Source organism: Daejeonella lutea, assembly GCF_900168015.1.
Taxonomy (GTDB): domain Bacteria; phylum Bacteroidota; class Bacteroidia; order Sphingobacteriales; family Sphingobacteriaceae; genus Daejeonella; species Daejeonella lutea.
The window spans coordinates 385,946-411,741 of sequence record NZ_FUYR01000001.1 but is presented as its reverse complement, the minus strand read 5'-3'; the positions used below and the strand labels follow the sequence as shown (position 1 = coordinate 411,741).

Sequence of the window (25,796 nt, the reverse complement as noted above, 5' to 3'; positions counted from 1 at the left end):
TAACAGATCGTGATTCTCAGTTCGTTCTTTCCTGAAAAGGTTCGACGTTTACGTACCCGAAAATAATAATTTTTTTCTCGTATACAACGAATGTTAATAATAATTACTGGATTAAATTTTGAACTACTATCTGCTGCTACTCTTTAATCGTTCCTATCATATCTATAGAAATCCCAGAACGATCAGGCCCGATTCCCTTCAACATAGCTTTCGATGCAGCCGGCGGCCGCTTGGGGTCGTAATATTTTGGCCTGATATCTCCTAAACTTTTGCTATAGCGATCACTATCAATGTAATAAGTAGCTTTTAAGAGATGATTGAAGTCTGATCCGCTGGCTTGCAAGCGGCGGTTCATTGTGTCAAACAAGGTTGATACTTCTGTGTCAGTATTCACATCACTAAGCCCGTGAATGGCCGACAAGAAAACCTTTTTCCCGTAATTAAGTCTGGAGACTTTACTGTACACTGGTGATGATGTCATACCAGGAGGAGTTATAAAATCAACTTGCTGATTCTTCACACCTTGTGTGTGTGATGATGCTATCAATTCAATTTCAATAACAGGATCAGAACTGACCCAATCCACAAAAACCAGTGGGGGAATTTTTTCATTTTTAAAAAATTCGGCGAACTGTTGTTTGACGATATCCAGGCCAGAAACGGGAGTAAGAAATGATTTAATTTGCACGACGTCATTCATGGAGAGCCCTAAAGAAGTTAATGTTTCATTTAACTGAGTCAGCGTTGCCCTGGTAGCCTGCTTGAGGTCGCCCTTAGCGGCCTGACCTGAAACATAAACAACAGGCCCTGCAGGTAGTATAGCGGATGAAGCTGCTTCTGTTCCGGTTCCTCCGATGAGTGTGACACGCTTATTTTCTGATTTTGAAACCGCAACCGCATCTATTGCAATAAGGGCTCGTGGATTGGGCAGTTCCCCAATAGCGTATGTAATTGCTGGCTGTTTTCCTTCTGTGAATCTCCGCTTTAGAATTGATTGAAAATCAGATATCAAATTGACGTTTGTCAGATAAACATTCAATTTTACAATGTGATCAGTTTGAGACCCTGAATCTTCAAGACTTTGTGCGATATTTTTAAAGACCTGTTCGGTTTGAGCCTTAAAATTATCCTGCACAATGCTTCCATTTTTTCCCTCAGGTAAAACCTGTTTGGTATGGACTAGCGGGGTGTTTTCTACAATCACAGCATCCGAAGCACCTTGTACAGTACTGGAAGAAAGATATTTAATCGGGCTATTAACACTCTGAGCTTCAGCATTTAATACTGCCAGCAATGAAAATAGAATGATTCCAGCTTTCTTTGTAAAATGCACGGTAATTACTAATTACTTATAGGTGCCCAATATGCACAATAGCCTTCCGGACGAACCGGACCTTTAAATAACATACATCCACCGCATGGCTTATCTTTTGCTGGCGGAAGATACAAGGTGCAATTGCTGCAATGACTATCTGGAATTGGGGTCTTAGTCACATATGCCAATTTCTTGCGCTTTTCGATTTCCTCCGCACTTACACCTGTAAGATCATCACACGGGTTTTTCTGCTGAGCTGTTTGTTGTTGTGCGACTTTACCTTCACCTGTTTTGATTGTATCCTGACTAGTCTGAGGGCTAGCTCCCTCGGGACTTGATTCCGGGATGCTGTTTGCAACTGACTTTAAGGAGGTACATCCAAGTAAAACACCGCCTCCCAACAATACCGTGCTGGCATAAAAATACTTTCCAATAAAATACCTGCGCGAATATTTATCCTGGTTCTCTTTCATCCTGGTAGATCTTTTAGTACAATTTTTTTAAAGTCAAAATACCTGATTTTACATTTTGCAAACTATCAGGTTTTACCTGCGCTAACGCTTCTTTCAATTGAATATTTGTCGATTCATTTTTAATCAAACCCGCTTTCAAGCCTTTAAGTAACGCAATTTGCATCTTTTCATTGTTCAGGGATGGTTGAGAAATCAGATCTAAATAAGTCGATACCTGAGCTTTGTTATTTCTGGCTCCAACAACAGTAGACAGATCCTGAAGAAATGCAACGTTCCAATCAGCAGGATTCTTTACAAATGAGTTTCTCTGGCTAAGCGTCTTTAACAGTTCCGGAGATGAACCAGGGTCCGAACTTAAAACTCCATTTCTAAACCACGCATCGTTACCATATTTTTCTACAACGCTTGCCAGTGCTGCAATTACCTCTTTATTATTGAAATTTCCGATACTCAAAGCTGCCTGAAAAGCTACCCGCTTATCAGCATCATTGATTTTTTGAATCATTAAAGGCAGAGTTTCAGGAAAGCGTTCTGCTAGTATTAAAGCATTTTCCTTAACTCCTGGAGCAACATCCGTTAAAGCTTTTTTAACTATGTCAGCAGTCAGGGAATTAAGACCCTCAAGGACATATAATGCATGCAGCCTTGCCCTGGCATCTTTGCTACTGTTGAAAAAAGCTTTAACCGCCGGTACAACTGACTTATCCTGACGCTCAAGAAGCAAACGCTGAGCCTGTAACCGCCACCAGCCGTTGTCCTTAGCCAAAGCCTCCACTAGTTTTGCGCTAGTCATACCTTTCAAATCAACCGAAGCACTTTTATATGAAGTATTTGCAGGAAGAATCCTATATATCCTCCCCTTATCACTTCCAGCCATAAAGTCCATGTCAGCCTTCAGATCGTCTGGGATCGAGACTGGAGTTTCAATATGTTGTCTGTAATAATCAAGAACATAAAGATACCCGTCGGGCCCCACGGATGAGGTAACCGGTCGGAACCACGTATCAGTGGAGTAGATAAATTCGCGATCTTTTTCCCTCTCTGCACGTTTTGCCAGTAATACCGGGCTTTTAGGGTCAGGGCTTAAGATATCTCTGTGAACCAGATTACCGGCTACATCTGTAGTGAACACATTTCCATAGAATTCTTTCGGCAAGGCATCTCCATTATAAATCATACCTCCAGAAGCACCTGTGAATCGGTCTTCGGCATATTCTATACGGTTCATGTTATTCTCCTTATACATTTTGTTCCGCTGATTCGTACGCTCGGCCCTCCAGTACGGTGGAGCAGTTTCCTGGAACATAATTTCCTCGTGGTCAGTAATTGTCACGTTAAATTTCGATGTTGGCAGAAAAGCGTGACGGTGTGTATATCTCCAGGGAATCACCGCTTGTTGAAGATGAATGGAGTTTTCAGTAAAGAATCGGTGACCCCAGTCATCTATCGTTTGACCGAATTGCCCCGGACCGGTTTCCAGTTCGAAAACATTTCTATCCAGTCTAAAACGAAAGTCCGCCCCCCTTACTTCCACAGGTGCCTCCCCAGGAGTTTTACTGAAAGATACTTTCCCAGCCTGCCCCCGGTTATTTGCATAAATCCAGTTATCGATGCCAAATCTCAGACTGGTAACCTGAGCCTCAGAATTATTCTGAAAAAAGCCAGAAAATAATATTTCGGACGTATCGGACTTTCCATCTCCGTTTGTGTCTTTCAAGTATAATATATTCGGAGCTGCGGTAACGATCAGCCCCCCTTTCCACGGAAGAATACTTGTTGCTTCAGTTACGTTTTCAGCAAAAATGGTCGCCTTGTCAATACGCCCGTCACCGTTGGTATCAGATAGCATTTTAATACGTCCATGTCCTTTTCCAGGTTCAACTTCGTACGGATAATCAGGCATTTCAACCACATAAGCATTCCCTGCTTCATCAAATTCAAGGGCTACAGGATCCATAACAAATGGTTCAGCCGCATAGATCTGTGCCGAAAAACCAGGGGCAACGTTGAGCTTTTTCAGAGATTCTTCAGGACTTAGCGGTCCGGCGTAACGCTGCGCAATGCTGTCTCCTGCTAACAATGCGAACGGTAAAAGTAAAAGAGCAAATTTATTGTGTGAATTGATTTTCATTGCCACTATCCTTATGTTTAATTATGATCTGTATTTTGATTTTAAATTAGTTTATCGCCATATCAATACCTTCTCGGGTAGCATTGCGGTAACGTACCCGAAAGTAACTAGTAAATTTGGTAAATTCAAATAATATTTAAATGACTTGATGTAAAGTTTTAGTAGCTAAGTTGCTGAAGGCATAATAACTTTCGCCATTTATTTAATACTTTCCTTTTCATTGTTCTGAAAGACGGTATAACGAAGTGGTCCGGAATTTTCACTGTGGGGGAAAGTAAAATACTTTAATTTTCCTTGATCAGTCAGCATAAACCCAGGGTCTTCTTCCAAGGTCAACCAATTACCCGTCGTAGATCTCACCCGATAATATCCCGTTCCACCCTCCGGAATTTCCAACCGGATATAGCCTATGTTATTGTATTCCTTATCGAGCTCAAATTTCGGAATTCCATTGTCCATCTTGAATGAAAGTAGACTTCCCGAACTGCTCTCACCAGATTTGTAATCCCACCCTGCACCTGAAGTAACATGAATACTAGTATCAACGAGTGTTATTCGATCCGTTATATCTTTCCCGTCAAGTTCATAATTTACGATATAGGTATCATCCTCAGAACTGACAGATTTGATCCAGGGGAGTGTCTGAAATGGCTCATGAATGGAAACAAATGACGATGATCCCCCTTTGTGTCTTTGCATTATGCCGTTTCCCATAAACTGGTCAAGTTTATTATCGTCTTCTTCAGCGCGACGCACCGTTGGAGATTTAAAACTAAAAACCTCTGTGCCCGTTTGAGCGAGATTATGGGTTCGAAGTCCGGAATTTTGGTATTTCCATGTGGCTGTCCATAAGCCATTTGCTTGCCCTGATTTGATATCTTTCAGGTAGGAATAAGCATGGATCTTCTTGCCTTCCAGATCCGCTTCGTATTGATTCTTTGGCTTAGCACTTCCTCCCCAATCAGGGACAAGGCTCTTAATCTCTTCATTTAATTGGATTGACACAGTTAAAATCCCATCTTCTTCACACATACCGTGCAGAAACCAATCATGAGTTTTTCCTCCTTTAACATCAAAACGATCTATAATATAATCCCGCCCGGGACCCGCATGCACCAACACTAATCGCCGTCTGTAAGTTTCAGATGTTGAATAAGCCGGGGAAGCATCTACATCGATCGCTTTTACATGCGGATCTCTATCATCGTAAAAGAGTAGCTTACCGGTCACAGGCTTTATCAAAGTTCCGGCATCCTGGGGTTTCTGATCGATCACCACTGTATTGTGCGAAGCAGTATGGATTGTCCAGCCGCGGTATTTTCCATGAGTATAACCGATGTCGGAAAGTAGCTCTCCCCCTTGTGCGAATAAAATAATGGACCCATTATCATAGTGCGAATGACCATAATTTCCACTCCAATTAACATTTACCATGGTTTGATTCTTCCCCTCCCCCACACCAAGGGCGGCATTTCCTAATGAGGGCCATAATCGCGAAACTGTTTTGTTCGTCGGTTTCGGTGTACCGTTGCGGTAAGCCCAGGTATCATTGATAGGGATCTTTCGCCCATTTGGAAGAACCGCTTCTTCGCTGACAGCGATTGCCTTTTTAAAAAACGGCATATCCTTAATCAGATCCAGGTTTACATACCGCTCACCTTTCCATTCAGGCGGATCTGTATAGTTTTGCGCTGCAAGAGCAACGCCCCGCAGTGAACCTACGGTCTGGTCATGGTAAGATACCGTGCCTTCCTTCCACCATCCATCCGCAAAGAAACCCAGTTTTAAGAACTCACGGAACCGTGTTACCGCGTCGTGAACCATTTCAGGTTTATTAAGAGTACGTCCGACTATGACCATATCACGATATGTACCTGGCGACATATTTGAAAAGGTTTCAGGATTTGCTGCAGTAAATTCGTAACCTTTTATTAACAAATCGTTCTCAATCCTTTTAGCTGTTTCTATTCCAATTAGCTTATCCATTCTCTTCCAGTCGTACCCGTTCTGAAGTTTTGAATATGCCTTTGCCATATCAGCTGGAATGTCACCGTAGCCCCACCAATACCATTTTGCGCCCCTATAAGCTGTTAACCCTTCATAAGGCCATTTTTGATCTGCCGGGAAGAACTTAACTTTTGCACTTGGGTAATCATAACGAATCGCATAATCGGGAAAAACCTGAGCGAATCGACCTAAAATCACAGCCGCCCTGTCTCCATATGCTTCATCCCTCGTCCAACTCCATAATTGTGATAACTCAGTAGCCATTGATTGTATCCACTTCCATCGTTCATACCAGGCATGAGCTTCAAAAAAATACTGCGCACCCTCCTTGCTTTCGTGATAACGATAAACTTGCTTTGCACCGCTGGGTGCAATTATAACCTTCTCTTTATTGTAGGGAAATTTCTCATTTGGGAAAACCATACTGCAATACTTACATTTCACGCATGAGCCCAGTACTGGTTCCCAATTCAACACACCCATATCCTGCGCACCCCCATGGCAGTTTGGACAACCAATGAAATTAAGACCCGATGCAGCAGGAACCTGATCCATGACTTCAGGAAGGCTCATATCCAGCAAGGGCTGCACTACTTGTTTCGCCTGTTCAATTTTAGAATTATCAGTGCTTTGCGATGATATTGGCTGCCCCACACTAGTAGTGGCCAAAGTGAAAATTAAAACGATAAAACCGACAGTACTTTTAATCATAACTTTTTATTTATTAATGCCATTCCTCTACTTGAATCTAAATCAAAATCCTAAAATGGAATATCCTTCAGTCAGAAAATGTCCTTTTTATTCGGCTCATTGAAAAATATGAAGACATATATAATAAAAATATTTTACATTTATGGGTACGTACCCATAAGCAGTATGAGATTAAAAACGATAATTTTAATTAGCCTTGGTATTCTCACATTTCAAGACTCCTATTCACAAAAACCAGTTCAGGTAATTCCCCTTGCCGACAGTACAGGATTTACCGTCGAAAGTTCTACGAAAGATCTAGGTAATGGATTTTACGATCATGGGGTCGCCTCTCCTATCAGCAATCACCGCGGGGTGGTAACAACCGTTGATGGTAACGGCAGAAACGTTGTTTTGGTGTGGTTATTTGACCACCGCGGTGGTTATGCCTTGTTGATGATTGACGCTTTAAGCGGAAAAAGTGAGGAGTTTCCAATTCAATTTGATCCCAAACAAGATACACCTTACTCTTCTATATTATCTAGCGACAACAAGTTTTACACACTCTTTAGAGATCATTTCACTGAGTTCGATCCAGTAAAACGTGCTTTTACCTTTACCAAAGGAACAATGCCCCAAATGGCAATGGCTATGACAGAGGATGACAAGGGCAAGATATGGGCTGTAACTTATCCAAACAGCGGGATCGTTTCTTTTGACCCTAAATCAAGAGAGTTAAAAGATTATGGCTATGTGAATAAGGAGAATTGGCGCCAGTATCAGCGGGCATTGGCGGCTGATGATTCAGGATGGATATACTTCGGACTTGGCAATGCAAGTACGCAGATCTTTGCCTTTGACCCCAAAACAGGTGTTGCAAAAGGAATACTTCCTTCCAACGAACGCAGGCTTGGCCAGGCCTTGGTGTATCGGGATTTGAATGGCAAGGTTTACGGACAAACAACAGGAACGGTTGACGACGAATGGTATGAGCTCTACAAAGGACAAGGAAAAAAGATTGGTTTGTATAAAAACCGGCAACTAAAACCTATTACCACGGGTAGTCAAAATCTCTTCGATACGAATTTTCCCGATGGCAAGGTTTTAAAAACACTTGACCTGGTCGATCGCATACTTATAACAGAAGATCCCAAAACCAAGAAATCCACAAAAGTAAACTTCAATTATACCAGTGATGGTGCTATTGTTATGGGAATAGGCACAGCACCGGATAGCACTATTGTTGGTGGTACAGCCTTTCCAATGCGTTTCTTCAACTACAATCTAAAGCAGGACAAATGGGTGAACCGCGCTGCTCTCGGACAGTTTAATGCGCTCGTAAATCAGAAAAACAAAGTTTATTTCGGAGTATATAACGGAGGGCACTTAATCGAATGGAATCCTGCGAAACGATGGGTTAGAACGGTGCAAGGAAATAAAGATTCTAATCCTATCTATTATGCGAATGCAGGGCATGATATAGTAAGGCCTTTCCGGATCATAGCTCATCCGGACGGAAAAACCGTCATTATGGGAGGCACTCCTGAATATGGTCTTACGGGTGGCGGTCTGCTTTTTTGGGATAATAACACTCAGAAGTCTCAACTGCTCAGTGATTCTGACGTCGTCAAAGACCAGAGCAGTATCAGCCTGGTTCCATTACCGAATGGGAAACTTCTTGGTGGAACGACAACCGTTCCTGGGACAGGCGGGGAGAAAAAAGCTAATGAAGCTTTGGTTTATATTATGGATATGGCCACTAAAAAGATCGAGTGGCAAAAGGTTCTTTTCCACGGTGCCCAAGAATATAGTGAAATGAGAGTCGGCCCGGAAGGCCTCATCTACGGAATTGTGGACAAGAAAACCTTTTTTGTTTTTGATGCCGCAAGTAAATCAATTGTTCATCAGCAAGACATTGCAGCAAAATTCGGCTTGACTACTGCAGAGCAAAGCCCAAGAATTTTCGTAGAAGGGCCGAAAGGAGAGTTTTATCTGCTGTTCGCGAAAGGTGGGATAGTGAAAATTACGCCACAAACCTATGAAATGAAACTGATTGCTACCTCCCCCGGCCCCATAAAAGCAGGTGGTGATTATTTATCTGGAAGAATATTCTTTGTCAGCGGTTCACATCTTTATAGCTATAAGTTAACACCGGGAAATTAAAAAGATTATAAATACAACCTCACAAATATGATTCTAAGAAGATTTGTTTTTCTACTAATCCTGGCTCTGCTCGGCTTCAATTATCAATCTTACTCGCAACGTTCTCACGGCGGGTTCTACACAAAAGAAAAGCTGAGCAATGTACAGGCTAACTGCAACAAATATGACTGGGGTAAAAAGCTTAAAAGTGATGCAATCAGTAAAGCTGCCTTCTGGACTGATAAAAGCGATGAGGAGCTTTGGGCTATGGTTCAGGGACAGAACCTCCCCCGCACCATCGATGTCACCTTCGACCGCCTAACCAAAGGTCCTAAAATACTTGGATGCCTGAAATGCGGGCTGGATGTGCTTAAATATGGAAATTATCCCTATGAACCGGAATTTGAGAAGAAACCCTGGAAGTTAACTTGCCCGTCCTGTAAGAGCGTCTTCCCTACCAACGACTTTGCTAAATTCTTTAAATCGGCAATTGATGAAACTGGTCAGTTCAATGCTTCAAAAGGCGACAAAAGCCTTTTATTCAATGCAGAACATCCAGATCCAAATGACCCCTTACACAAATACGGGGTAGATGATGGCTTCGGCTACATTGATTCCAATGGCCGATCTCATAAGTTCATCGCCTATTATAATTGGAAACATTGGGACTATATCAATAAAGCGCTGAACGAACTGGGTGATGCTTATATCTATACAGGTAATAAACTTTATGCCCGGAAGGCTGCCATCATACTGGATCGATTGGCAGACGTCTATCCTGCCATGGACTGGAATCCGTACGCTGCAAGGGGTTGGTATGGTTCTGACGGAGGCACATTGATCGGCAAGATCGGGGGAAATATCTGGGAAACTAGCCTGGTCCGGATTTTTGTTGACAATTACGATAAGATAATTAGTGGTACGCTCGACAATCCGGAACTTTATTCTTTCCTGAAAAAGCAATCTCAGAAATACAAGTTGCCATCGCCAAAAGGAAGCAGAAGCCTGTTTATTAAAAATGTTGACGATGGGCTATTAAGAGAGGTTTATAACGGTGCCCTATCTAAAAAAGTTAAAGGGAACCAGGGTATGCATCAACTAGCTGTAGCCATGGCTGCGATGGCACTGGATACTCAGCCTGAAACCACTACCTGGCTCGATTGGGTTTTCGCTCCAAATGGAGGGGATATTTCCGGCCAAATGATCAATAATCTGGACCATGACGGAACAACTGAAGAAGGTGCACCCGGATATACTTTTATGTGGGGACGGCTAGTAACCGACATTGCTGACAGGTTAGATGGATATGCCGGATACACCAAGCATAATATTATTAAAGAATTCCCGCAATATGCAACAACATTTCTGGCGGCATATCGTATGTCGGCATTAGGTAAAGCGCTGCCAAACATCGGCGATGCAGGATCAACCGGGTATGTCGGGAACTATATTGACCCTAAATTTATTACCAAAGGCTATCGTTATACGAAAGATCCTGAATATGCTAAAGCTGCCTTTCGCAGTAATAAATTCTCTGCCGAGGGCCTTGAAAGGGATATTTTTGCCAAAGATCCTGACATTATCGCGAAAGAAATTGCCAAAATTGGATCAAGTGCCGGCCCACGGCCAATCGGCGGCTATTTGATGAGTGGATTTGGCCTTGCAATACTTGAAGGCGGCAAAGGAGCATCTGAAATAGCCCTCACCAGTAATTACGGGCGCACAATGAAACATGCTCACCCTGATATGCTGAATTTCGACCTCTTTGCATTCGGCAACTGGCTGGCACCTGACCACGGTTATCCCGAATATGCTACACCAATGCCAAGCAATCACGACTGGACCGGAAGCACAATTTCCCATAATACCGTTTTTGTTGATGAGAAGCCACAAAAAGAAATATGGAGTGGCTATTCGAAAATATTCAAGCAACTGAATGGCTTTGGTGTTTTCGAACTGGACGGTAAAAAGGCTTATCCAGGACTTGACACATACAAAAGGACCATGTTCCTCATCGAGGCTGGTGCTGACAGCAATTCATATGTTATAGACCTTTTCCAGGTTAATGGCGGTAATGATCATGTATATAGCTTCCACGGGCCGCCCGGAGAAATAACTACCTCCGGACTGAACTTAATCCCGCAAAAAGAAGGAACTTATGCCGGCGAAAATATTCCAAAAGGTACCGGGGTAAATGGATTCCCGCGCGGCTATTCGTTCTTTTATAATGTAAAAAAAGACCTTAACCCTGCCGGGCAATTTATGATTGACTGGAAAGCAGAACCTGGCTATCGTACTATCAAAGCTGAAGACAATGTGCATCTCAGAATGTACTCCCTCACCCAATCCAAGGACGTTGCCCTCGCAGACGGTGATCCACCGCAGAACAAGCCAGGCAATCCTAAAAAATTGGGATATGTACTTATGCATACGGAAGGTGACAAGCTTAAGAGCAACTTCGTGTCAGTTATTGAGCCCTATAAACATAAGCCCTTTATCAAAAGTGTTAAACGGCTTGCAACAAGCAGTGAGGACCAGATTGCCCTGCAGATTGAGCACACCAATGGCGAAACAGATTACGTGATGTATAATGCCGGAACGCAGGAAATGCAACTGCCTAACAATTTGTCTATGTCGGGAACAATAGGCTATATCCGTACAAACTCGGGTAGTACAAAGAAAGCCGTGCTAATTAATGGAACTTCATTGAGTGACGGCAAGGTGAACCTCAAATCTGAAGGGCAGATCACCGGGAAAGTTGTCAACATGAACAGAGAAACCTCAGGCGGGGGATGGATTGTTGTCGATCAGAAGTTACCAGAAGGAACAGCACTAAAAGGCGAGCAGATCTTCGTTACAACGGATGGAGAAAGAGATGCAAGCTACACCATAGTCAGTATTGAAACGCACGGCAACTCGAGCAAGATTTATTGCGGACCCATTTCCTTTGTGAGCGGATTGAAGCCGCTTGCAGAACGAACTGAAGGAAGCAACAACTACCGGTTTGACTTTGAACCGGGCGCTAAATTCACCATAACCTCGCACAGCGAGTGGCCGTTAATTAAGAAATAAAGAGAACATGGAAAAGAATTTCAGTAGAAGACAATTCGTCACAGCTGCAGCATCGGCCGGCTCCCTTGTAGCTTTAGCCTCGATAAGCCCAGCGCTTGGGAATCCGGTGAGCTTAGAAAGCATAGAATCCACTGCGGATAAGCAAACCTGGAAAAAAATCGGAAGCAAGGTTTATGGAGCTAAAGCTGACGACCAGGGTCCTATTGGCGGTGGTGCAGGTTATAAAAAAATCGTGACTAAGGGCGACTTCGTTGCAGAAGATCTGGAAACACTCATAGATGTCTTGGGTAAGGCTAAAGCTGGTCAGGTAGTTTTTATCCCTGGCAAGGCTGTTATTGATATGACCACATTTATTTATATCGATAAGATAACCTTAAAGATTCCGGAAGGGGTTACTCTCGCAAGTGACCGCGGTCATAATGGCTCTCCCGGTGCCCAGATAACCAGCGACAGCCTAGACACCCCTTTAATGATTCAGGTAATGGGACCAAATGTGCGGATAAGCGGAATACGTTTGCAGGGTCCGAACCCTAAACGGTATCTGGATCACCATAAGAGAGCCTTTGGAACTGGCGGCCCCGGACACACTTACTATTACAAATTCCCAACATCAAATGGGATTAATATCAAGTTCGACAAAGCCGAGATCGACAACTGTGAGATCTCTGCCTTTGCACATGCAGGAGTAAATCTTCCTGCCGGGAATGATCATCACATCCATCATAACCTGATACATAAATGCCAGTATAATGGACTCGGGTACGGCGTAGCCCTGGATAACTCCTCGGCGATGATCGAGTACAATATGTTCAATGAAAACCGTCACTCGATAGCAGGTACAGGCCGAATTGGCTGCAGCTACACGGCCCGTCATAATGTGCACGAGGAAATCTCCTTAAGTCATTGTTTTGACATGCATGGGGGCCGCGACCGCAAAGACGGAACGACCATTGCCGGAACCATTATCGAGATTTACAACAACACGTTTTACGCCCCACAAACAGCGGTTGTAATACGCGGCGTACCACAGGAAAAATGCGATGTCCGCCAGAACTGGTTACCGACCCACAAGGATGCTAAAGCGGCCGTCAGGGCTGAGGAAAAAACATTTGTAACTGATAATTTATATGGGGCTAATCCTTCGAAACCTGCGTAAAAACATTTTAGTGTCTGACGGATTAATAAAGGGACTTTGCGTGATGGGTGTAGGATTAGTGTAGGAAGCCTCATCCTACGTTTATCCTACGTTTATCTTACGTTTATCCTACGTTCGAGACAGTGTGATCTATTGATTAAGATGTAGGAATGAACTTGATTTCTGCGTTCAGACCTCCGATTTCACACTTTACCTCTCGGCCTTCCGGATTATCCTCGCTATAGCTTCTGCGATAAGTTTATGGCCCTCGTCATTAGGATGAGTGCCATCAGGCAGCAATGAATCAATGCTTTGTGGGTTTTTACGCGTATGACGGTAGAACAATTTCCAGGAATCGATAAAGTAAACACGATTTGCTTTCGCGATGCTCTTCGCGGCTTTTTGGTACTGAGTTAAGCGTTCATAGCGAAATTTGGGAAGCTTGGATCCCACAGGATTCGGGGTTAGTAAGATAACCTTCCCATTATCGTTTTTAATGCGGGAGATGAAATAATTCAGATTCTCGATATACCTTTCAACTGGAATCCGGGACGAGGTCCCTTCCCCTTTGTCCTGGTAGGCATCGTTGAGGCCGAAGTTTAGCGTCACCCAGTCAGGATGATGGTTTAAGACAGCCTTCTCAAAACGATCCATTCCGTGCTCAATCTTCGTAAAGTCGTTGTCTTTTACCGAACCCGAATGGCTGCCACCTATCCCAGAATTAATAACCCTATTCTGTATTCCCGCCTCATTTAGCAAGTCATGAATGCGCACCGCGTAAACTTGTTCGATCCCCTTTCTCGGCGCCGTGGTCGAGTTTCCGAAGGTCACAATCAGGAGCTCCTTTTTGTCCTGTGCTGTTGCTGAATCGGTCGTTATCAAACCATCTAATAAAAAGACAACTAAAAATAGGACTAGCTTAAAAAGTGTTTTGTTCGGGATCATTTTTTCTATTGTATATATTAAACCTGGTGGGGATTCATACTAACCTCTACCCCTGCGCAACCGCATACACCTTTATCTTATCCAGGCTAACACTAATTAGGGTATTCCCATTCTTCAATTTCTCGACTGGAATATTACGTTTTTCTGCCCCTATTTCAGGGCTTAGAAGTTTCAAACCTGACACATCCGGACCGCCCTTTAGGATCTCGAACTGCAAGTCATTGTTCTTGATCATCGAATTGATGCCCGCGAGAATAGGATTTCCAGGAACATCCGTTACTGTAGGATGAGGGACACCTTCCATTTTCGAATTCATAAAATGGATAACGGGTTTGCCTTTGTGTAACCTGAACCTGGCAGTCCATCCACTATCACCACTAACCTGACGCATAAGCGGTTTGAATTTACGAGTGCTAATGAACTCATTTAGGGTATTGCGACCGATAGCAGAAGACACTAACGTGAGATTTTTATAATTGGACTTCAGAAGCTTGTCTGACAGCGGCACCGTACGCTTAAATCCTTTTTCATCGTGTGTACCAAAGGGCAATGCCAGCCAGGCAGTTCCACCTTTCGCCAAATAAAAACAAATTGCTTCAAACTGCTTGTCAGATATACACCCGGACCCATCGATAATCAGCGGTGTCCTCTCCCGGCTCAACGCTTCCCGATCTTCAAGCTCTTCAAAGCGTAAAAACCGATAGCCCACATTGGCCTGTACGAGATGACCCGACCATGCCCTGGCTTTGAACCAGTGCTCTACACCGTTTTCGTCTTTGAATCCATTGTCTTTACACAGCTTGTTATTAACGACCCGTACTTCCACAATATCCTTCCCGTCCCGAATATCGAGGTCGCTGTGCTTCAATTCCCATTTATTAGTCGCTGCAATAACGTCCTCCTGTTCCATAGCATCCGGCGGATCTCTTTCAAGGCGCTTGGTTAGGGTGCTGCTCCAGTTGGCCACTCCCCAGAAACGGCTGAGTGTCCATCCAAAATATCCTCCTATTTCATAAATGGTGTAACTCAGGGCCATTGCAACCGCATCGCCGCGCCATTGGACTATGTCTTTTTGGTTCATTGCTTCAGCGTCCATGTGCAGCCAGTCAACTCCTTTGATATTGGTACCCACATTTTCGAGCATGAAGAAGTCGAGGTGCGGCGCCATTTTTTCCAGGTCCAGGGAAATCGCATTAAGGGTTAATGGCCCGGTACTAGAACAACAAGACATTAATGGTTTATCGCCAAGAATACTTTTAACCATTTTCACATGATCAACAATACCATCGGTTTTCATCCGGATCCAGTCCCTGAATACCGGATTCTGATAATTGCCCCATTGCAGCATGGGTTTGCTGGTATCTCCGAAAAAGCTTTTATCTGAAAAAGCTGGTATTTCATGACCGTAATCCTTCTTGAAACGGCTGCGGCAATGCTGACACCCGCACGTGGTCAAACCGGCATAATCACACATATCATCCACCTGCATACCATCCAGATCTACCTCTTTAAGCAATCGCTGGAGGTATTTAGCATGCATATCAAGAAATGCCGGATTATTATGGCAGAATGCTTCCATTTGATACTGGCGCGCATAACCGCGACTACCGTCTCTGAGGTCTATCTCACAGATATCGTTAAAAAAATGTTTCTCGTATTGCGCATGATCCCTTGCTACCTCATCATGAAATAACAGAACATGATGCCGTTGTCCCCTATGGAGTTTTTCAAACTCGGCTTTATCGCGCGGACGCTCCGTGTGATTACAGGAATAATGATCCATCAGTTTGATATCATGCTTATGGAGCTCATCTGCAACTTCGGCCATGTAGCCGTGCAGGGCCCCGAAGTAATTTGCAAAATCGAAGCGAATATGCCAGCCGAAAATAATAGCGGTGTCTATCTTTGCTTCTGCAAAAGCCGCTGCCCTGCGTTTTATTTCATCCCTGATACCCTTTTGCGACCATTGTACTTCATTCAGCGTAACCCACCAGCTTGCGGTACGACGCGGGATAAATGGCAATGAAGGCCCTGATGGTTTGTACGATGGAACCAGAGCCGGGATAATTTTAGTTTCAGCGGGAGCAGCCTGAACTTCTGTAAATGGGTTTACAAGACCAATACCCAGGCTTGTCAATGAAACTTTCCGTATAAAATCCCGTCGCTCGTTTCTTTCCTTCATCGAATCTGTATTTCTGTTTGATAGTTTTAATTAAATAATGTGATGTGGACCGGCTACAAGCGAAAGAGTTTTTTAGCATTGTGGTAGAGAAGCTTTCTTTCAATTTCCTTTGTCGGTGAAAGCTTTTTGATGGCCGCAATTGTGCCTGCACCCTGGCAAGCTGCTCCCGTCCCAACTTTATCGTCACAGTCGCTCCCATAGAGCAATTTGTCCTGATGTCGTTTTAGGAATTCCCGGGCATGGTCTTCGTCCCTGGTCATGGAGTTAAGACCCGAGCCCCCGGACATATCACCGTACATATTGGGATAGTCGCTAAGTAATCGGTCTGTCCATCCTCCTGGAGTAACTTTTCCCTTAGGGTATAACACGTTCTGATCAGTATGATTCTTATCAATGTTTGCCCAAAAGGTTTGAGAATGCCCAATGAAATTCACTTTCGGATACTTCTTTAACATTTTGTGAAAGCGGTCGTAGCCCCGGTTATACATATTATATTGCCAGTGCATAAGAACCGGAACATTATATGCCTGAGCGAGCTCGTATATCTTGCGCATCTCCGGAGAGTCGCACTCGACGTTAAATTTAAGCTCGCCAATCACCTTTGCACCAAGTTTCAGGTATTTCTCAAGTTCAGGTATCGCGCCAGGAAAATCAGGAACTTCGCAGGCACCATAAGTGAATTCATCCTTATGTTGCTGGGCAAAAGCGTAACATATCTCATTACCACCGGCTTTAACCTGCAGTCCGTTACTTACGCCATAATGTGTTGAGCCATAACTCAAGGGTCTCCCTGCAGGTAGAAGTATGGTGGTGGTAATACCCATGGCGCGCTGGTGAGCATGCATTTGTTCCTGTGTCCGCCCGGCATAATCAGTGTGCTGATGAATATCGATTATGGGTTCGTCCGCCAGGAAAGCGGATGCATCAAGATTCAGTGCGAACCCTGCAAATAATGCCCCTGAGCCTGCGATGAAATATCGTCTGGAAATTTGCTTTTTCATATCTACGTTTACGTACCCAAGATACTTAATTACAGCAATAAATACAATCCGTTCAATTACTTTCCAGCTATATATTGCCACAGATGCGTTCCTCTGCTGAAATATAATTTACCTTGTCCGTCAATGGTCGATTTCGAGGCCTTCTCATCCAAAATGTCTAGTTTAATAGTGTCAGGATTAAATTTGAATAATTTGCCGCCTGCTGTTCTGTAAAGATTACCGCCAGGGTGCCCCAGTACGATGCGTTGTGCCACACATTGCTTTCCTTTTGCTTAGGAGTGACGAGATAGACATGCGGTTGGGATAGTAATTTAATTTTTGCCGGGTCAAAAGAAATCAGAACACTATTGGCCATACCCCAAATAATCCCCTTTTATCGCTTATCAAGGAAGTTATTGCTTTTGCGTTTAGTTTTGGGAGCCTATCGGCAGTCAACTCTTCTACGTACTTTTTTTTCAAATCGTTACGATTCAACGCGAACACTCAAGCATCACATTGATAATGACATGGAATTTCTAAATACTTGCAGTTATCCTTAATAATGATTTACTTTGCACATCAAAGTACTTTTATGCAACTTAGGCTGGATAGCAAATATATTGAACTTGCGATAATGCTTCTTCTGACTGAGGTATTCATTGCCTTGTACGTAAATGATTTAATTGTAAGACCCTATGTCGGCGACTACTTGGTCGTAATCCTCCTCTACTGCCTGGTCAAGTCTGTATTAGTTGCAAACAAAACAGTAATCGCCTTAAGCGTGCTGATTTTTGCTTGCCTACTTGAAACTTTGCAATATTTCCGGATAGTAGAAGTTTTAGGATTAAGTCACTATCCATTAGCTAATATAATAATAGGTACTTCATTTTCGTGGTTAGACATATTGGCATACACCCTCGGAATTATAACAGTATTGATTGTTGAAAGGAGGATTATGAGATGATAGATTTTGTAACAAAGGATTCAGTTGTCAGGAAAATCTGGGGAAATCCGGATACTATACTTTTTATATTCGCCGGGGCATCTGCTGAGTTCGCATTAAATAAAGCAGTAGATTGGTTATATTTTACCGGACGTCTTCCATCCGACCCCATTGGCAGGTTGTTCTCAACTGTTGCTTATGCTAAAAAAATTGTCTTCTCAGACTATGAATCAGCCTTAAGAGCAATTGACCAAATCACGGCGATACATAAAAATGTCGAAGCCAGCCGCGGAGCTCAAATTCCCGATTGGGCATATCGCGATGTTCTGTACATGCTTATCGATTATTCGATACGGGCATTTGAAGTACTGGAACGTAAATTGACTGAAGCCGAGCAAGCTGAGGTATTCAAGGTATTTAATGATGTAGGTTTACGAATGGGAATTAAGGGGCTGCCAGAAAATCTTGCACTATGGAAAGAAAGCAGAAAGATTCACCTGGAAAATAACATGGCAAATGGAGCCCTTACAACTGATCTTTATAAACAATACCGCAAACATCTGGGACTTGTGCGATATGCTTTGCTAAGGCAAGCACAAAATTTGATAACCCCACCAGAGGTAAGGGAAATGTTGTCCTTGAACGGCATCAAACTTCTAGGGCCTGTAGTTAGTGCATACAAGGTTTTTCGGCTTTTTAAGCTCGACGGGATAGTAAAGGACTTTATTCTGCCTTCGAGGTACCGCGACCAGATACTGGCATTAAAAGTTAGTTAACGTCCACCATGGTTAGTGTTTATCCTCGCGTTTAAGAACGGAAATGATCTGTTTCCTCACAGACACGAATCTCCCCAGCATTATACCAGCTGAAAGCGAAATTACGAATCCAGAAAGTTCATTTCCACTAAACCAGTAATGAAAAATCGTTCTTTTAAATATTGCGAAAATAAGGTACAGGACAAGGATAACGCCGCTTATAATATCCATTTTCATCATAACTTTATTGGCTTCCTCATGCCAAACCACGTTAGCCGCACTTCCTACTATGTAGCCAAGAACCATACCGATCAGAAAAGCGAACAGAGCCTTGCCAGGAGCTATATATGAAAAAGACACATCATAAATGCTAATGATAAGCATGATGAAAAAAAGCGCAAGAAAGATCCGAAGTTTAAAAACCAACTTCCTATGAACGAATTCTTTGCTATATCTCCTGCGTTTTAGTGCCATTAAACATAATAACATCAATGGTAAGAGATAGTTCAGAGATATTAAAGCATCAAGTTTTACTATACCATTGAACGAACATCACAAACTCAATCATATTCAGTTTAACTGAAATACGCTAAGAATGGAGTTCAAGTAGCATTATTCATCTCATGTTACGAGATTTCCAACTCTTATTAAGATGTTGAAGAATCTAGATATCATTCTCACGCTCAAGCCACATTTTTGCTTCTTCAATATCCGTGAAAAACTGGGTTGTTATATTTGAAACATCCACATCAATGCTCTTTTTAGCCGACAACTGGCTGAAAACACTTGAAGAAAATATCCAGGCCAGACGTTTGATTCCTTCTTTCTCCATCAATGGAAAAAAGACTTCACCAGCCCAATCTGAAGCTTCCGACCAGGTACCAATTACGTTTCGATTGTCATTTAACACGCTCGTACATTTATGAGCGCTTATCATCTCAAGAGCCCTTAAGCAACCTTTTTTGACAGTGTCGAAATTTTGGAACCCTGTCCAATCCAATTCAATACGCCTATGCTCCGGGTTATTGAACATAGTTACAGTCGAATCCTGATAGTAGTTGTCGGTATTTTTCAACACCTCATTATTCGCTTCCAGTTTTAGAGGCAAGCCGAAATAAAATGTGGATCCCTCGCCCTCCCTGCCCTCTATCCAGAAGCTTCCTTTGTGACGCTTTAGGATCTCCGAGGAAATGAAGAGCCCCAATCCCAGTCCTTCAAAACGCATAGCAGTGTTATCTACCCGGTAATAGCGGTCAAAAAGCTTATCTAAATTCTCTTCGGCAATTCCGACGCCAAAATCCTGTACAGAAAATACAATATTGCCTTCTTCGATTCTACAATTAACAATAATTTTCTTCCCTTCGGGAGAATATTTTATCGCATTCGAAATGAAGTTGTTGATCACTAATTCAAGTCTGAATTTATCTCCAGTATATTCGATATCAGCAACACTTTCGAGGATGACTTCATGATCCGGAGCTGTATGGCGCAGTATGTTAACACTTTCGCGAACCATGCCGCCGAAATTGAACGGCTCCATATTATATTGCATTTTCCCAGCATTGATCTTAGTAACATCAAGTAGATCGGAAATAAGTCGCTCAAGGCGCGAGATATGCTCTGCAGATTTTTGAACAAATTTTTCAACTTTATCAGGTTCTTTGACTCTCTGAAGCAGCTGATTAAAGGCTTTTATGCTGGTTAAAGGAGTTTTTAGCTCATGGCTGGCTATCGAAAGGAACTCATCCTTTTTTATTTCGTTTTCTTTTTGGATTTCAATATCAGTATTTGTTCCCAGCCATAATTTTATCTCACCATCTTCAACAAATGGAACTGCCCGTGCCAAATGCCAGCGATATGTGCCATCATGAAATTGGAGGCGGAATTCAACCATATATGGATTTCCCGTCTGCAAGGAGGCCGACCAAGCTTTGATACATTCATCGATGTCCGCGGGATGTATAAACTTTTGCCATCCATGTCCCACGATTTCTTCCGTATTATACCCAAAATCGTCACATACCACCTGATTTACATAATCTAGAGATCCGTCAGGTGAAGCTGTCCACACCTGTTGCGGGATCGCATTCAACATAAAACGGAATCGAGATTCGCTGCTGGCAAGTTCATTGACAGTTGCTTGTAAGTGTTCTTGTGTTGTCGCTAATTCGTCGTTTATGGAAATTTGTTCCTCATTCGCTGCTGCTAATTCTTCAACCGTGGAACTCAATTCCTCATTAGTTGCTTGCAGTTCTTCCTGGCTCATTTCCAGTTTTTTCCGGGTTTCAACAATCTCGGTAATATCAATAACAGTGGCCATTATAGCCTCGACATCCCCATTGGCATCAAATAAGGGATCATAAGAAAAGTCGATATAAATATGCTTATTGCCGTGCGGGGATATAATGTCTGCTTCCAGCTCAGGCATCTTAACAGGCTTTCCTGTATCAAATACACTCAACAGCAGTTTAGGGTATGGCTGATCCGTAAGTTCGGGAAATATATCCATGAGCTTACGTCCAATAACCTCTTCGTGGCTATGATTCCAAATTTCAAGCATCGGACCATTTGCCAGATCTACAATCATGTCTCGGCCACGCAAAATGGTCATACCAATTGGGGCTGTTGTAACCATACTGCGGAGAAGATGTTCGCTTCTTTCTACGTTCTGCCTTGCGCGAACCTGCTCAGTAACAACATTTGCTGTCATCACAATTCCAAAGGTATTGCCCCGATCATCCTTTAAAGGTTGATAAACAAAATTTGAATAGACCTCTTCCATTTCTCCATTCTGCTCAATCAACGCTCGCACTTCATTTCCTTCATAAAGCTTTCCAGAAGCGTAGACTTGATCGAGTAAACCGAGGAAATCCTGACCCTTCAATTCAGGCAGGGCGAATTTTAATGGCTTTCCGATAATATTTCCATCCTTACCCCAGGCTTCAAGCATCTTCTTATTGGCAGCTTCAATTACCATGTCAGGACCTGTAAGTAAGGCTATGGAAACCGGCGCATCCGCAAGCATATAACGAATCCGCTCTTCACTCTCTGCCAAAGCCTGGGTACGTTCAGCTATTCGGGCCTCCAGTGTATCGTTAGAGGCTGATAGTGTTTCCTGAGTACGTTTAAGCTCTTCATTTATTGCCACCAACTCCTCATTCAGTTCCTGCTCCCGTAATAAGGCTGCAACAGCTTCACCGACCTTATCGAGAATGACATGACGTTCAGAAACATTGGTAACTGTATTTAGTATGGCATATACTTCTTCGTTCTCATCTTTTAATGGTTTAAAGGCGAAATCAAAGTAGAATTTTGTATCAATGCCATTAACTTTAAGAATTGCGGGGGTATCAGTCGCCTGATAGCTTACTCCTGTTTTCCAGACGTTCCTAATTATGCTTGCGAATGGCTGTCCCTTCAATTCAGGTAGAGCTTGCTCAAAGGGCTTACCAATCACCGAACGATCTTTACCCCATACTGCTAAAATTGGCTCATTCGCAAACCTTATGATGATATCTTCCGATACAAAAATGGCTGATGGTAGCGGGGAATGCTCTAAAATATCAAATTGATGCTCGTAATCTGACTTGGTGGGTTTAGAATTCATTTAGAGAGTGTTGTATTCTACGCTAGATTTTCCTTGATTTTGACGCAGTTTAATATTATGAAATTATGATATAATACGCAGAAACTGCTGAGTTGTTTGATATGGATTATTCGAATTTGGAATACCATGGAGGGCAACCCGGTTTGTTAAGCTGAAATTTCGTACCACCCAATTAAAGGAATATATCTCTGGCCGTTGAAAGCAAATATCACTTCTTCTTATCAATCCAAAATGTTATGTCTAAATATTCGATATACAAAGAAAAACATTGATCTTTAACTAACCTTGTTACGATAAAAGATTAAAATGAAAAGAAGAGATGTTATTAAAAGCCTCGCGATATTGCCGGTTTCCGGTGCCGTTGGTGGCACTTTAAATCCTGAATCGTTTTCGCCTACGCCAAAAGCGAAACGTAAAAGCGTATATGAATCACTTGGAGTTAAACCTATGCTCAATGCACGCGGAACCGTAACCGTTATTGGTGCAAGTAAGGTTCTTCCCGAAGTAAGAGAAGCTATGGAGGCGGCAATTGATGAGTATGTGCAAATTGATGAATTAATGGATGGTGTTGGAAAGCGCCTGGGTGAAATCATGGGGACAGAATCGGGATGTGTTACGGCCGGCGCCTCAGCGGCAATTACCGCTGGGACCGCGGGCTGCGTTACCGGTGGCGATCCGGATAAAATTTGGATGATCCCAAATATTACAGGAATGAAAGACGAGGTGGTAGTGCCCTCCTACTCCCGTTCGGCATATGATGCTGGATGTAAAGCTGTTGGGGTTAGGATGGTGCAGGTATCAAATGTTGAGGAATTGAAGAATGCTTTAGGTCCGCGCACTGCGATGGTTTATCTTCTCGCAGGGGCAGGTTCGAATAGTGGGCCGCTTTCGTTGAAAATAATCTCAGAGATAACTAAACCTTTAGGGATCCCTATCCTAATTGATGCAGCTGCAGAAGGTCCGGAAAACCCAAATCCTCACATCCAGCAGGGTGCTGATCTTGTTGCTTACAGCGGAGGAAAGTTTATGCGCGGACCACAATGTGCGGGGCTGCTTGTTGGCCGGAAAGATCTGATTATGGCCGCCCGAATGAACACCGGACCCCATCACGGATTTGGACGAGGCTTTAAGGTGGGCCGTGAGGAAATTATAGGAATGCTGACTGCTGCAGAAATGTGGTTCAAACGTGACCATGTAGCAGAAAGGAAATTATGGACCACTCGCCTCGAAACGATTGCTCAAAAACTAAAATCTATTCCTGGAATTACCACAAGTATACGTCAGCCAACCGGGCGTTCGAATCCAGCACCTGGTTTGACCGTGGCGTGGGATAAGTCTTCCATCCCCTACATTGGACAGGATGTAGAAGATCTTTTATGGACCGGGACACCCCGGATCTCCATCGGAGCAGCCGGAAGTTATTTCCAGCCTAACCAGCGGACAAGCGTTTCAGTTGATTCTTCACAAATGGACGATGGCGATGAAAAGGTAGTGGCAAATCGCCTCTATGAGATCCTTTCAAAACCAACGCCAGTATCACGCCCAAGCGGCCCGGCAGCTGCTGATCTGAGCGGACAATGGGATGTGGAAACTAAATACTATGCTGCAACGGTCAAACAGACCTTTATGATTCAGCAAACTGGGAATGATCTAAAAGGCACTTACATTGGCCATATAGGCTCACGTGATCTGGTGGGAAGCATTAATGGGAACGATGTCGTCATCCGCAGCACCTATGGTGTTGATGGTGCACGGGTACACTCCTTCTTTAACGGAAAGCTCGTCGGAGACACTCTCCAAGGACATCTAAGTGTGGGGGAATATGGTGAAGGGACCTGGATTGCCAAACGCCATGTATTTAAAATGTCTTAAATCAAAATTTATAAAAAACGAAGACCCGGGTTGTATAAACATCCCGGGTTTTTTCATTTAGTGACTTTTCAATGCTATTAAGAAATGTCCCGTGGTAAGCATTATCGGTCACTTCCAGTCCCCAATGAAAAATCTCGACAATTTAAAAGCTGGTGACTTTGTATTATATACGAGTTATAAGTCAACTAAAGACGGCACGACTCATATCTACCTTCTAAAATGGGATTTTCTGGAGAACATCAAAAAACTTGGTGGAAGCTTTAAATGGGTCAACTATGGCATTACTGTACTTTCTCCTCCGCCACCGGTAATTGTACCAGCGAAAAAATAGAAGTTATATGCTAAAAAAGGTGATTGGCAATGCCTTGCTAACCACCTTTTCTTTTTATTGTTTCAAGCTCAATATCTGACCAGCATGGTTCTTGGTATCAATTTGTGTAATTACATTATTGATAAAACCATCCTTGTTAATAATAAATGTAGTTCGCGTAGTACTGAACGCCTTCACACCGTTCCTTTCTTTCTCCGTCCAAACGCCATACTTTTGGTGAATAGACTTATCGGTGTCGGCAAGCAGTGCAAATGGCAATGAGTTCTTTTCAATGAAACCCCTGTGCGACGCTTCATCATCTGTACTCACACCCAAAACAGTGTAACCCTGTTTCTTTAGCTCTGAAATATTATCACGCAAACTACAAGCTTGTGCTGTACATCCTGAACTATTATCTCTAGGATAAAAATACAGTACCACTTTTTTACCCTTAAACTGCTTCAATGAAACGCTTTTACCATTCTGGTCCTTGGAACTAAAATCAGGGGCCTTATCGCCAGCTTTAAGAGTAGTTTGGGCCGATGTCGCAAAAGAAAGGCTAACGAGGACTAACGCCAGTATTGAAAATAATGCTTTCATAAATAATAATCAATGGTTAATTGTTAATCCTGCATCAGTTTTCAAAACTTAATACAACTCTACGATCATCTCGATCTCAACAGCAATGTTGTTTGGCAATGCATTTGTACCGACTGCTGAACGTGCATGACGTCCGTTTTCCCCCCAGATCTTTACCATCATGTCAGAAAAGGCGTTCATTACTTGCGGCTGTTGACTGAAAGCTGGTGTGCAATTTACCAGACCAAAGACTTTAACAACTCTTTTAATTTTACTCAGATCGCCGATTTCAGCTTTGAGGCTTGAAAGTAGCGCAATACCTGTCAGCCTGGCCGCTTCCTGGCCCTGTTCCAATGTAAGATCACCACCAACTTTTCCGAAGATCTGCCCACCGCCTGGTTTATCTGGGCCATGTCCCGAGGTGTACACCATATTTCCTACTCTAACAGTCTTGACTATACTGGCTGTAGATGGCGCAACAGGTGAAAGTTGAATATTAAGTTCTTTTAGCTTTGCTTCTACGTCAACACGACCGGTCGATTGACCCTGAGCTGAAGGCATTGATTTACAAGAAACAAGGAAGAATGGAATAAGTAATAATAAGGTATATCTTTTCATAATTCAGGTTATTTGATTTTGCTAAAGTTAAGTTGTTTGG

The 25,796-nt window shown here is 43.0% G+C and carries 19 protein-coding genes; 7 read left to right on the top strand and 12 right to left on the bottom strand.

What is annotated here, in order from left to right:
• Positions 1-136: 136 nt before the first annotated feature.
• The 4 genes from B5X60_RS01915 to B5X60_RS01900 form a co-directional block, all read right to left on the bottom strand.
• Positions 137-1,333, bottom strand: coding sequence for a RidA family protein (locus tag B5X60_RS01915; RefSeq protein WP_079700887.1), 1,197 nt, complete (start codon positions 1,331-1,333; stop codon positions 137-139).
• 8 nt (positions 1,334-1,341) lie between these two features.
• Positions 1,342-1,788 carry a high-potential iron-sulfur protein gene (locus B5X60_RS01910; protein ID WP_079700885.1) on the bottom strand — a complete coding sequence of 149 codons (447 nt, stop codon included), beginning with the start codon at positions 1,786-1,788 and terminating at the stop codon, positions 1,342-1,344.
• Between the two features lie 13 nt (positions 1,789-1,801).
• Positions 1,802-3,919: a PVC-type heme-binding CxxCH protein gene (locus B5X60_RS01905; RefSeq protein WP_139377340.1), complete on the bottom strand. Its 2,118-nt coding sequence runs from the start codon at positions 3,917-3,919 to the stop codon at positions 1,802-1,804.
• Between the two features lie 198 nt (positions 3,920-4,117).
• On the bottom strand, positions 4,118-6,637 hold the full coding sequence (locus tag B5X60_RS01900) for a heparinase II/III domain-containing protein (protein WP_079700882.1): 2,520 nt from the start codon (positions 6,635-6,637) through the stop codon (positions 4,118-4,120).
• A gap of 108 nt (positions 6,638-6,745) precedes the next feature.
• Between B5X60_RS01900 and B5X60_RS01895 the strand changes: the two genes are divergently transcribed.
• The 3 genes from B5X60_RS01895 to B5X60_RS01885 are packed head-to-tail and all read left to right on the top strand — an operon-like array spanning position 6,746 to position 12,986.
• A complete protein-coding gene (locus B5X60_RS01895) occupies positions 6,746-8,779 on the top strand; it encodes a hypothetical protein (protein WP_245803444.1) in 2,034 nt (677 codons plus the stop codon).
• A 27-nt stretch (positions 8,780-8,806) separates the two neighbouring features.
• Positions 8,807-11,830 (top strand): heparinase II/III domain-containing protein, encoded by a 3,024-nt coding sequence (locus tag B5X60_RS01890; protein WP_079700878.1) that lies wholly within the window; start codon positions 8,807-8,809, stop codon positions 11,828-11,830.
• Positions 11,831-11,837: 7 nt separating this feature from the next.
• On the top strand, positions 11,838-12,986 hold the full coding sequence (locus tag B5X60_RS01885; RefSeq protein WP_079700876.1) for a hypothetical protein: 1,149 nt from the start codon (positions 11,838-11,840) through the stop codon (positions 12,984-12,986).
• Between the two features lie 189 nt (positions 12,987-13,175).
• Here B5X60_RS01885 and B5X60_RS01880 read toward each other — a convergent pair whose 3' ends face one another.
• Genes B5X60_RS01880 through B5X60_RS18195 form a run of 4 tightly spaced genes read right to left on the bottom strand, consistent with a single transcriptional unit; the run spans position 13,176 to position 17,347 of the window.
• Positions 13,176-13,910 (bottom strand): SGNH/GDSL hydrolase family protein, encoded by a 735-nt coding sequence (locus B5X60_RS01880; RefSeq protein WP_079700874.1) that lies wholly within the window; start codon positions 13,908-13,910, stop codon positions 13,176-13,178.
• 46 nt (positions 13,911-13,956) lie between these two features.
• Positions 13,957-16,092 carry a hypothetical protein gene (locus B5X60_RS01875; RefSeq protein WP_079700872.1) on the bottom strand — a complete coding sequence of 712 codons (2,136 nt, stop codon included), beginning with the start codon at positions 16,090-16,092 and terminating at the stop codon, positions 13,957-13,959.
• Between the two features lie 53 nt (positions 16,093-16,145).
• Positions 16,146-17,093 (bottom strand): amidohydrolase family protein, encoded by a 948-nt coding sequence (locus tag B5X60_RS01870; RefSeq protein WP_079702268.1) that lies wholly within the window; start codon positions 17,091-17,093, stop codon positions 16,146-16,148.
• 56 nt (positions 17,094-17,149) lie between these two features.
• On the bottom strand, positions 17,150-17,347 hold the full coding sequence (locus B5X60_RS18195; protein ID WP_170878355.1) for a hypothetical protein: 198 nt from the start codon (positions 17,345-17,347) through the stop codon (positions 17,150-17,152).
• A 287-nt stretch (positions 17,348-17,634) separates the two neighbouring features.
• On the opposite strand from B5X60_RS18195, the gene B5X60_RS01860 reads away from it, so the two are divergent.
• Together B5X60_RS01860 and B5X60_RS01855 are read left to right on the top strand one after the other, a co-directional pair.
• A complete protein-coding gene (locus B5X60_RS01860) occupies positions 17,635-18,036 on the top strand; it encodes a ribosomal maturation YjgA family protein (RefSeq protein ID WP_317043728.1) in 402 nt (133 codons plus the stop codon).
• Positions 18,033-18,791 carry an oxygenase MpaB family protein gene (locus B5X60_RS01855; protein ID WP_079700867.1) on the top strand — a complete coding sequence of 253 codons (759 nt, stop codon included), beginning with the start codon at positions 18,033-18,035 and terminating at the stop codon, positions 18,789-18,791. Before B5X60_RS01860 ends, B5X60_RS01855 begins: the two co-directional genes overlap by 4 nt.
• A 12-nt stretch (positions 18,792-18,803) precedes the next feature.
• On the opposite strand, the gene B5X60_RS01850 is transcribed toward B5X60_RS01855, so the two are convergent.
• Together B5X60_RS01850 and B5X60_RS01845 are read right to left on the bottom strand one after the other, a co-directional pair.
• Complete coding sequence (locus tag B5X60_RS01850; protein WP_079700865.1) at positions 18,804-19,244, bottom strand: hypothetical protein; 441 nt, start codon at positions 19,242-19,244, stop codon at positions 18,804-18,806.
• A 190-nt stretch (positions 19,245-19,434) separates the two neighbouring features.
• Positions 19,435-22,377 carry a PAS domain-containing protein gene (locus tag B5X60_RS01845; protein WP_079700863.1) on the bottom strand — a complete coding sequence of 981 codons (2,943 nt, stop codon included), beginning with the start codon at positions 22,375-22,377 and terminating at the stop codon, positions 19,435-19,437.
• Between the two features lie 306 nt (positions 22,378-22,683).
• On the opposite strand from B5X60_RS01845, the gene B5X60_RS01840 reads away from it, so the two are divergent.
• Positions 22,684-24,249, top strand: a complete 1,566-nt coding sequence (locus tag B5X60_RS01840) for an aminotransferase class V-fold PLP-dependent enzyme (RefSeq protein WP_079700861.1) — start codon at positions 22,684-22,686, stop codon at positions 24,247-24,249.
• A 124-nt stretch (positions 24,250-24,373) separates the two neighbouring features.
• Entirely contained in the window at positions 24,374-24,580 is a 207-nt protein-coding gene (locus B5X60_RS01835; RefSeq protein ID WP_079700860.1) for a hypothetical protein, read from the top strand.
• A 54-nt stretch (positions 24,581-24,634) separates the two neighbouring features.
• Here B5X60_RS01835 and bcp read toward each other — a convergent pair whose 3' ends face one another.
• Entirely contained in the window at positions 24,635-25,159 is a 525-nt protein-coding gene (gene bcp, locus B5X60_RS01830) for a thioredoxin-dependent thiol peroxidase (RefSeq protein WP_079700858.1), read from the bottom strand.
• Positions 25,160-25,207: 48 nt separating this feature from the next.
• A complete protein-coding gene (locus B5X60_RS01825) occupies positions 25,208-25,756 on the bottom strand; it encodes a RidA family protein (RefSeq protein ID WP_079700857.1) in 549 nt (182 codons plus the stop codon).
• Positions 25,757-25,796: the final 40 nt, after the last annotated feature.

Coding starts and splice junctions, on each gene's coding strand:
- B5X60_RS01910 (WP_079700885.1), bottom strand. CDS start 1,788: ATGAAAGAGAACCAGGATAAATATTCGCGCAGGTATTTTATTGGAAAG.
- B5X60_RS01905 (WP_139377340.1), bottom strand. CDS start 3,919: ATGAAAATCAATTCACACAATAAATTTGCTCTTTTACTTTTACCGTTC.
- B5X60_RS01900 (WP_079700882.1), bottom strand. CDS start 6,637: ATGATTAAAAGTACTGTCGGTTTTATCGTTTTAATTTTCACTTTGGCC.
- B5X60_RS01895 (WP_245803444.1), top strand. CDS start 6,746: ATGAAGACATATATAATAAAAATATTTTACATTTATGGGTACGTACCC.
- B5X60_RS01890 (WP_079700878.1), top strand. CDS start 8,807: ATGATTCTAAGAAGATTTGTTTTTCTACTAATCCTGGCTCTGCTCGGC.
- B5X60_RS01885 (WP_079700876.1), top strand. CDS start 11,838: ATGGAAAAGAATTTCAGTAGAAGACAATTCGTCACAGCTGCAGCATCG.
- B5X60_RS01880 (WP_079700874.1), bottom strand. CDS start 13,910: ATGATCCCGAACAAAACACTTTTTAAGCTAGTCCTATTTTTAGTTGTC.
- B5X60_RS01875 (WP_079700872.1), bottom strand. CDS start 16,092: ATGAAGGAAAGAAACGAGCGACGGGATTTTATACGGAAAGTTTCATTG.
- B5X60_RS01870 (WP_079702268.1), bottom strand. CDS start 17,093: ATGAAAAAGCAAATTTCCAGACGATATTTCATCGCAGGCTCAGGGGCA.
- B5X60_RS01860 (WP_317043728.1), top strand. CDS start 17,635: ATGATTTACTTTGCACATCAAAGTACTTTTATGCAACTTAGGCTGGAT.
- B5X60_RS01855 (WP_079700867.1), top strand. CDS start 18,033: ATGATAGATTTTGTAACAAAGGATTCAGTTGTCAGGAAAATCTGGGGA.
- B5X60_RS01850 (WP_079700865.1), bottom strand. CDS start 19,244: ATGGCACTAAAACGCAGGAGATATAGCAAAGAATTCGTTCATAGGAAG.
- B5X60_RS01845 (WP_079700863.1), bottom strand. CDS start 22,377: ATGAATTCTAAACCCACCAAGTCAGATTACGAGCATCAATTTGATATT.
- B5X60_RS01840 (WP_079700861.1), top strand. CDS start 22,684: ATGAAAAGAAGAGATGTTATTAAAAGCCTCGCGATATTGCCGGTTTCC.
- B5X60_RS01835 (WP_079700860.1), top strand. CDS start 24,374: ATGAAAAATCTCGACAATTTAAAAGCTGGTGACTTTGTATTATATACG.
- bcp (WP_079700858.1), bottom strand. CDS start 25,159: ATGAAAGCATTATTTTCAATACTGGCGTTAGTCCTCGTTAGCCTTTCT.
- B5X60_RS01825 (WP_079700857.1), bottom strand. CDS start 25,756: ATGAAAAGATATACCTTATTATTACTTATTCCATTCTTCCTTGTTTCT.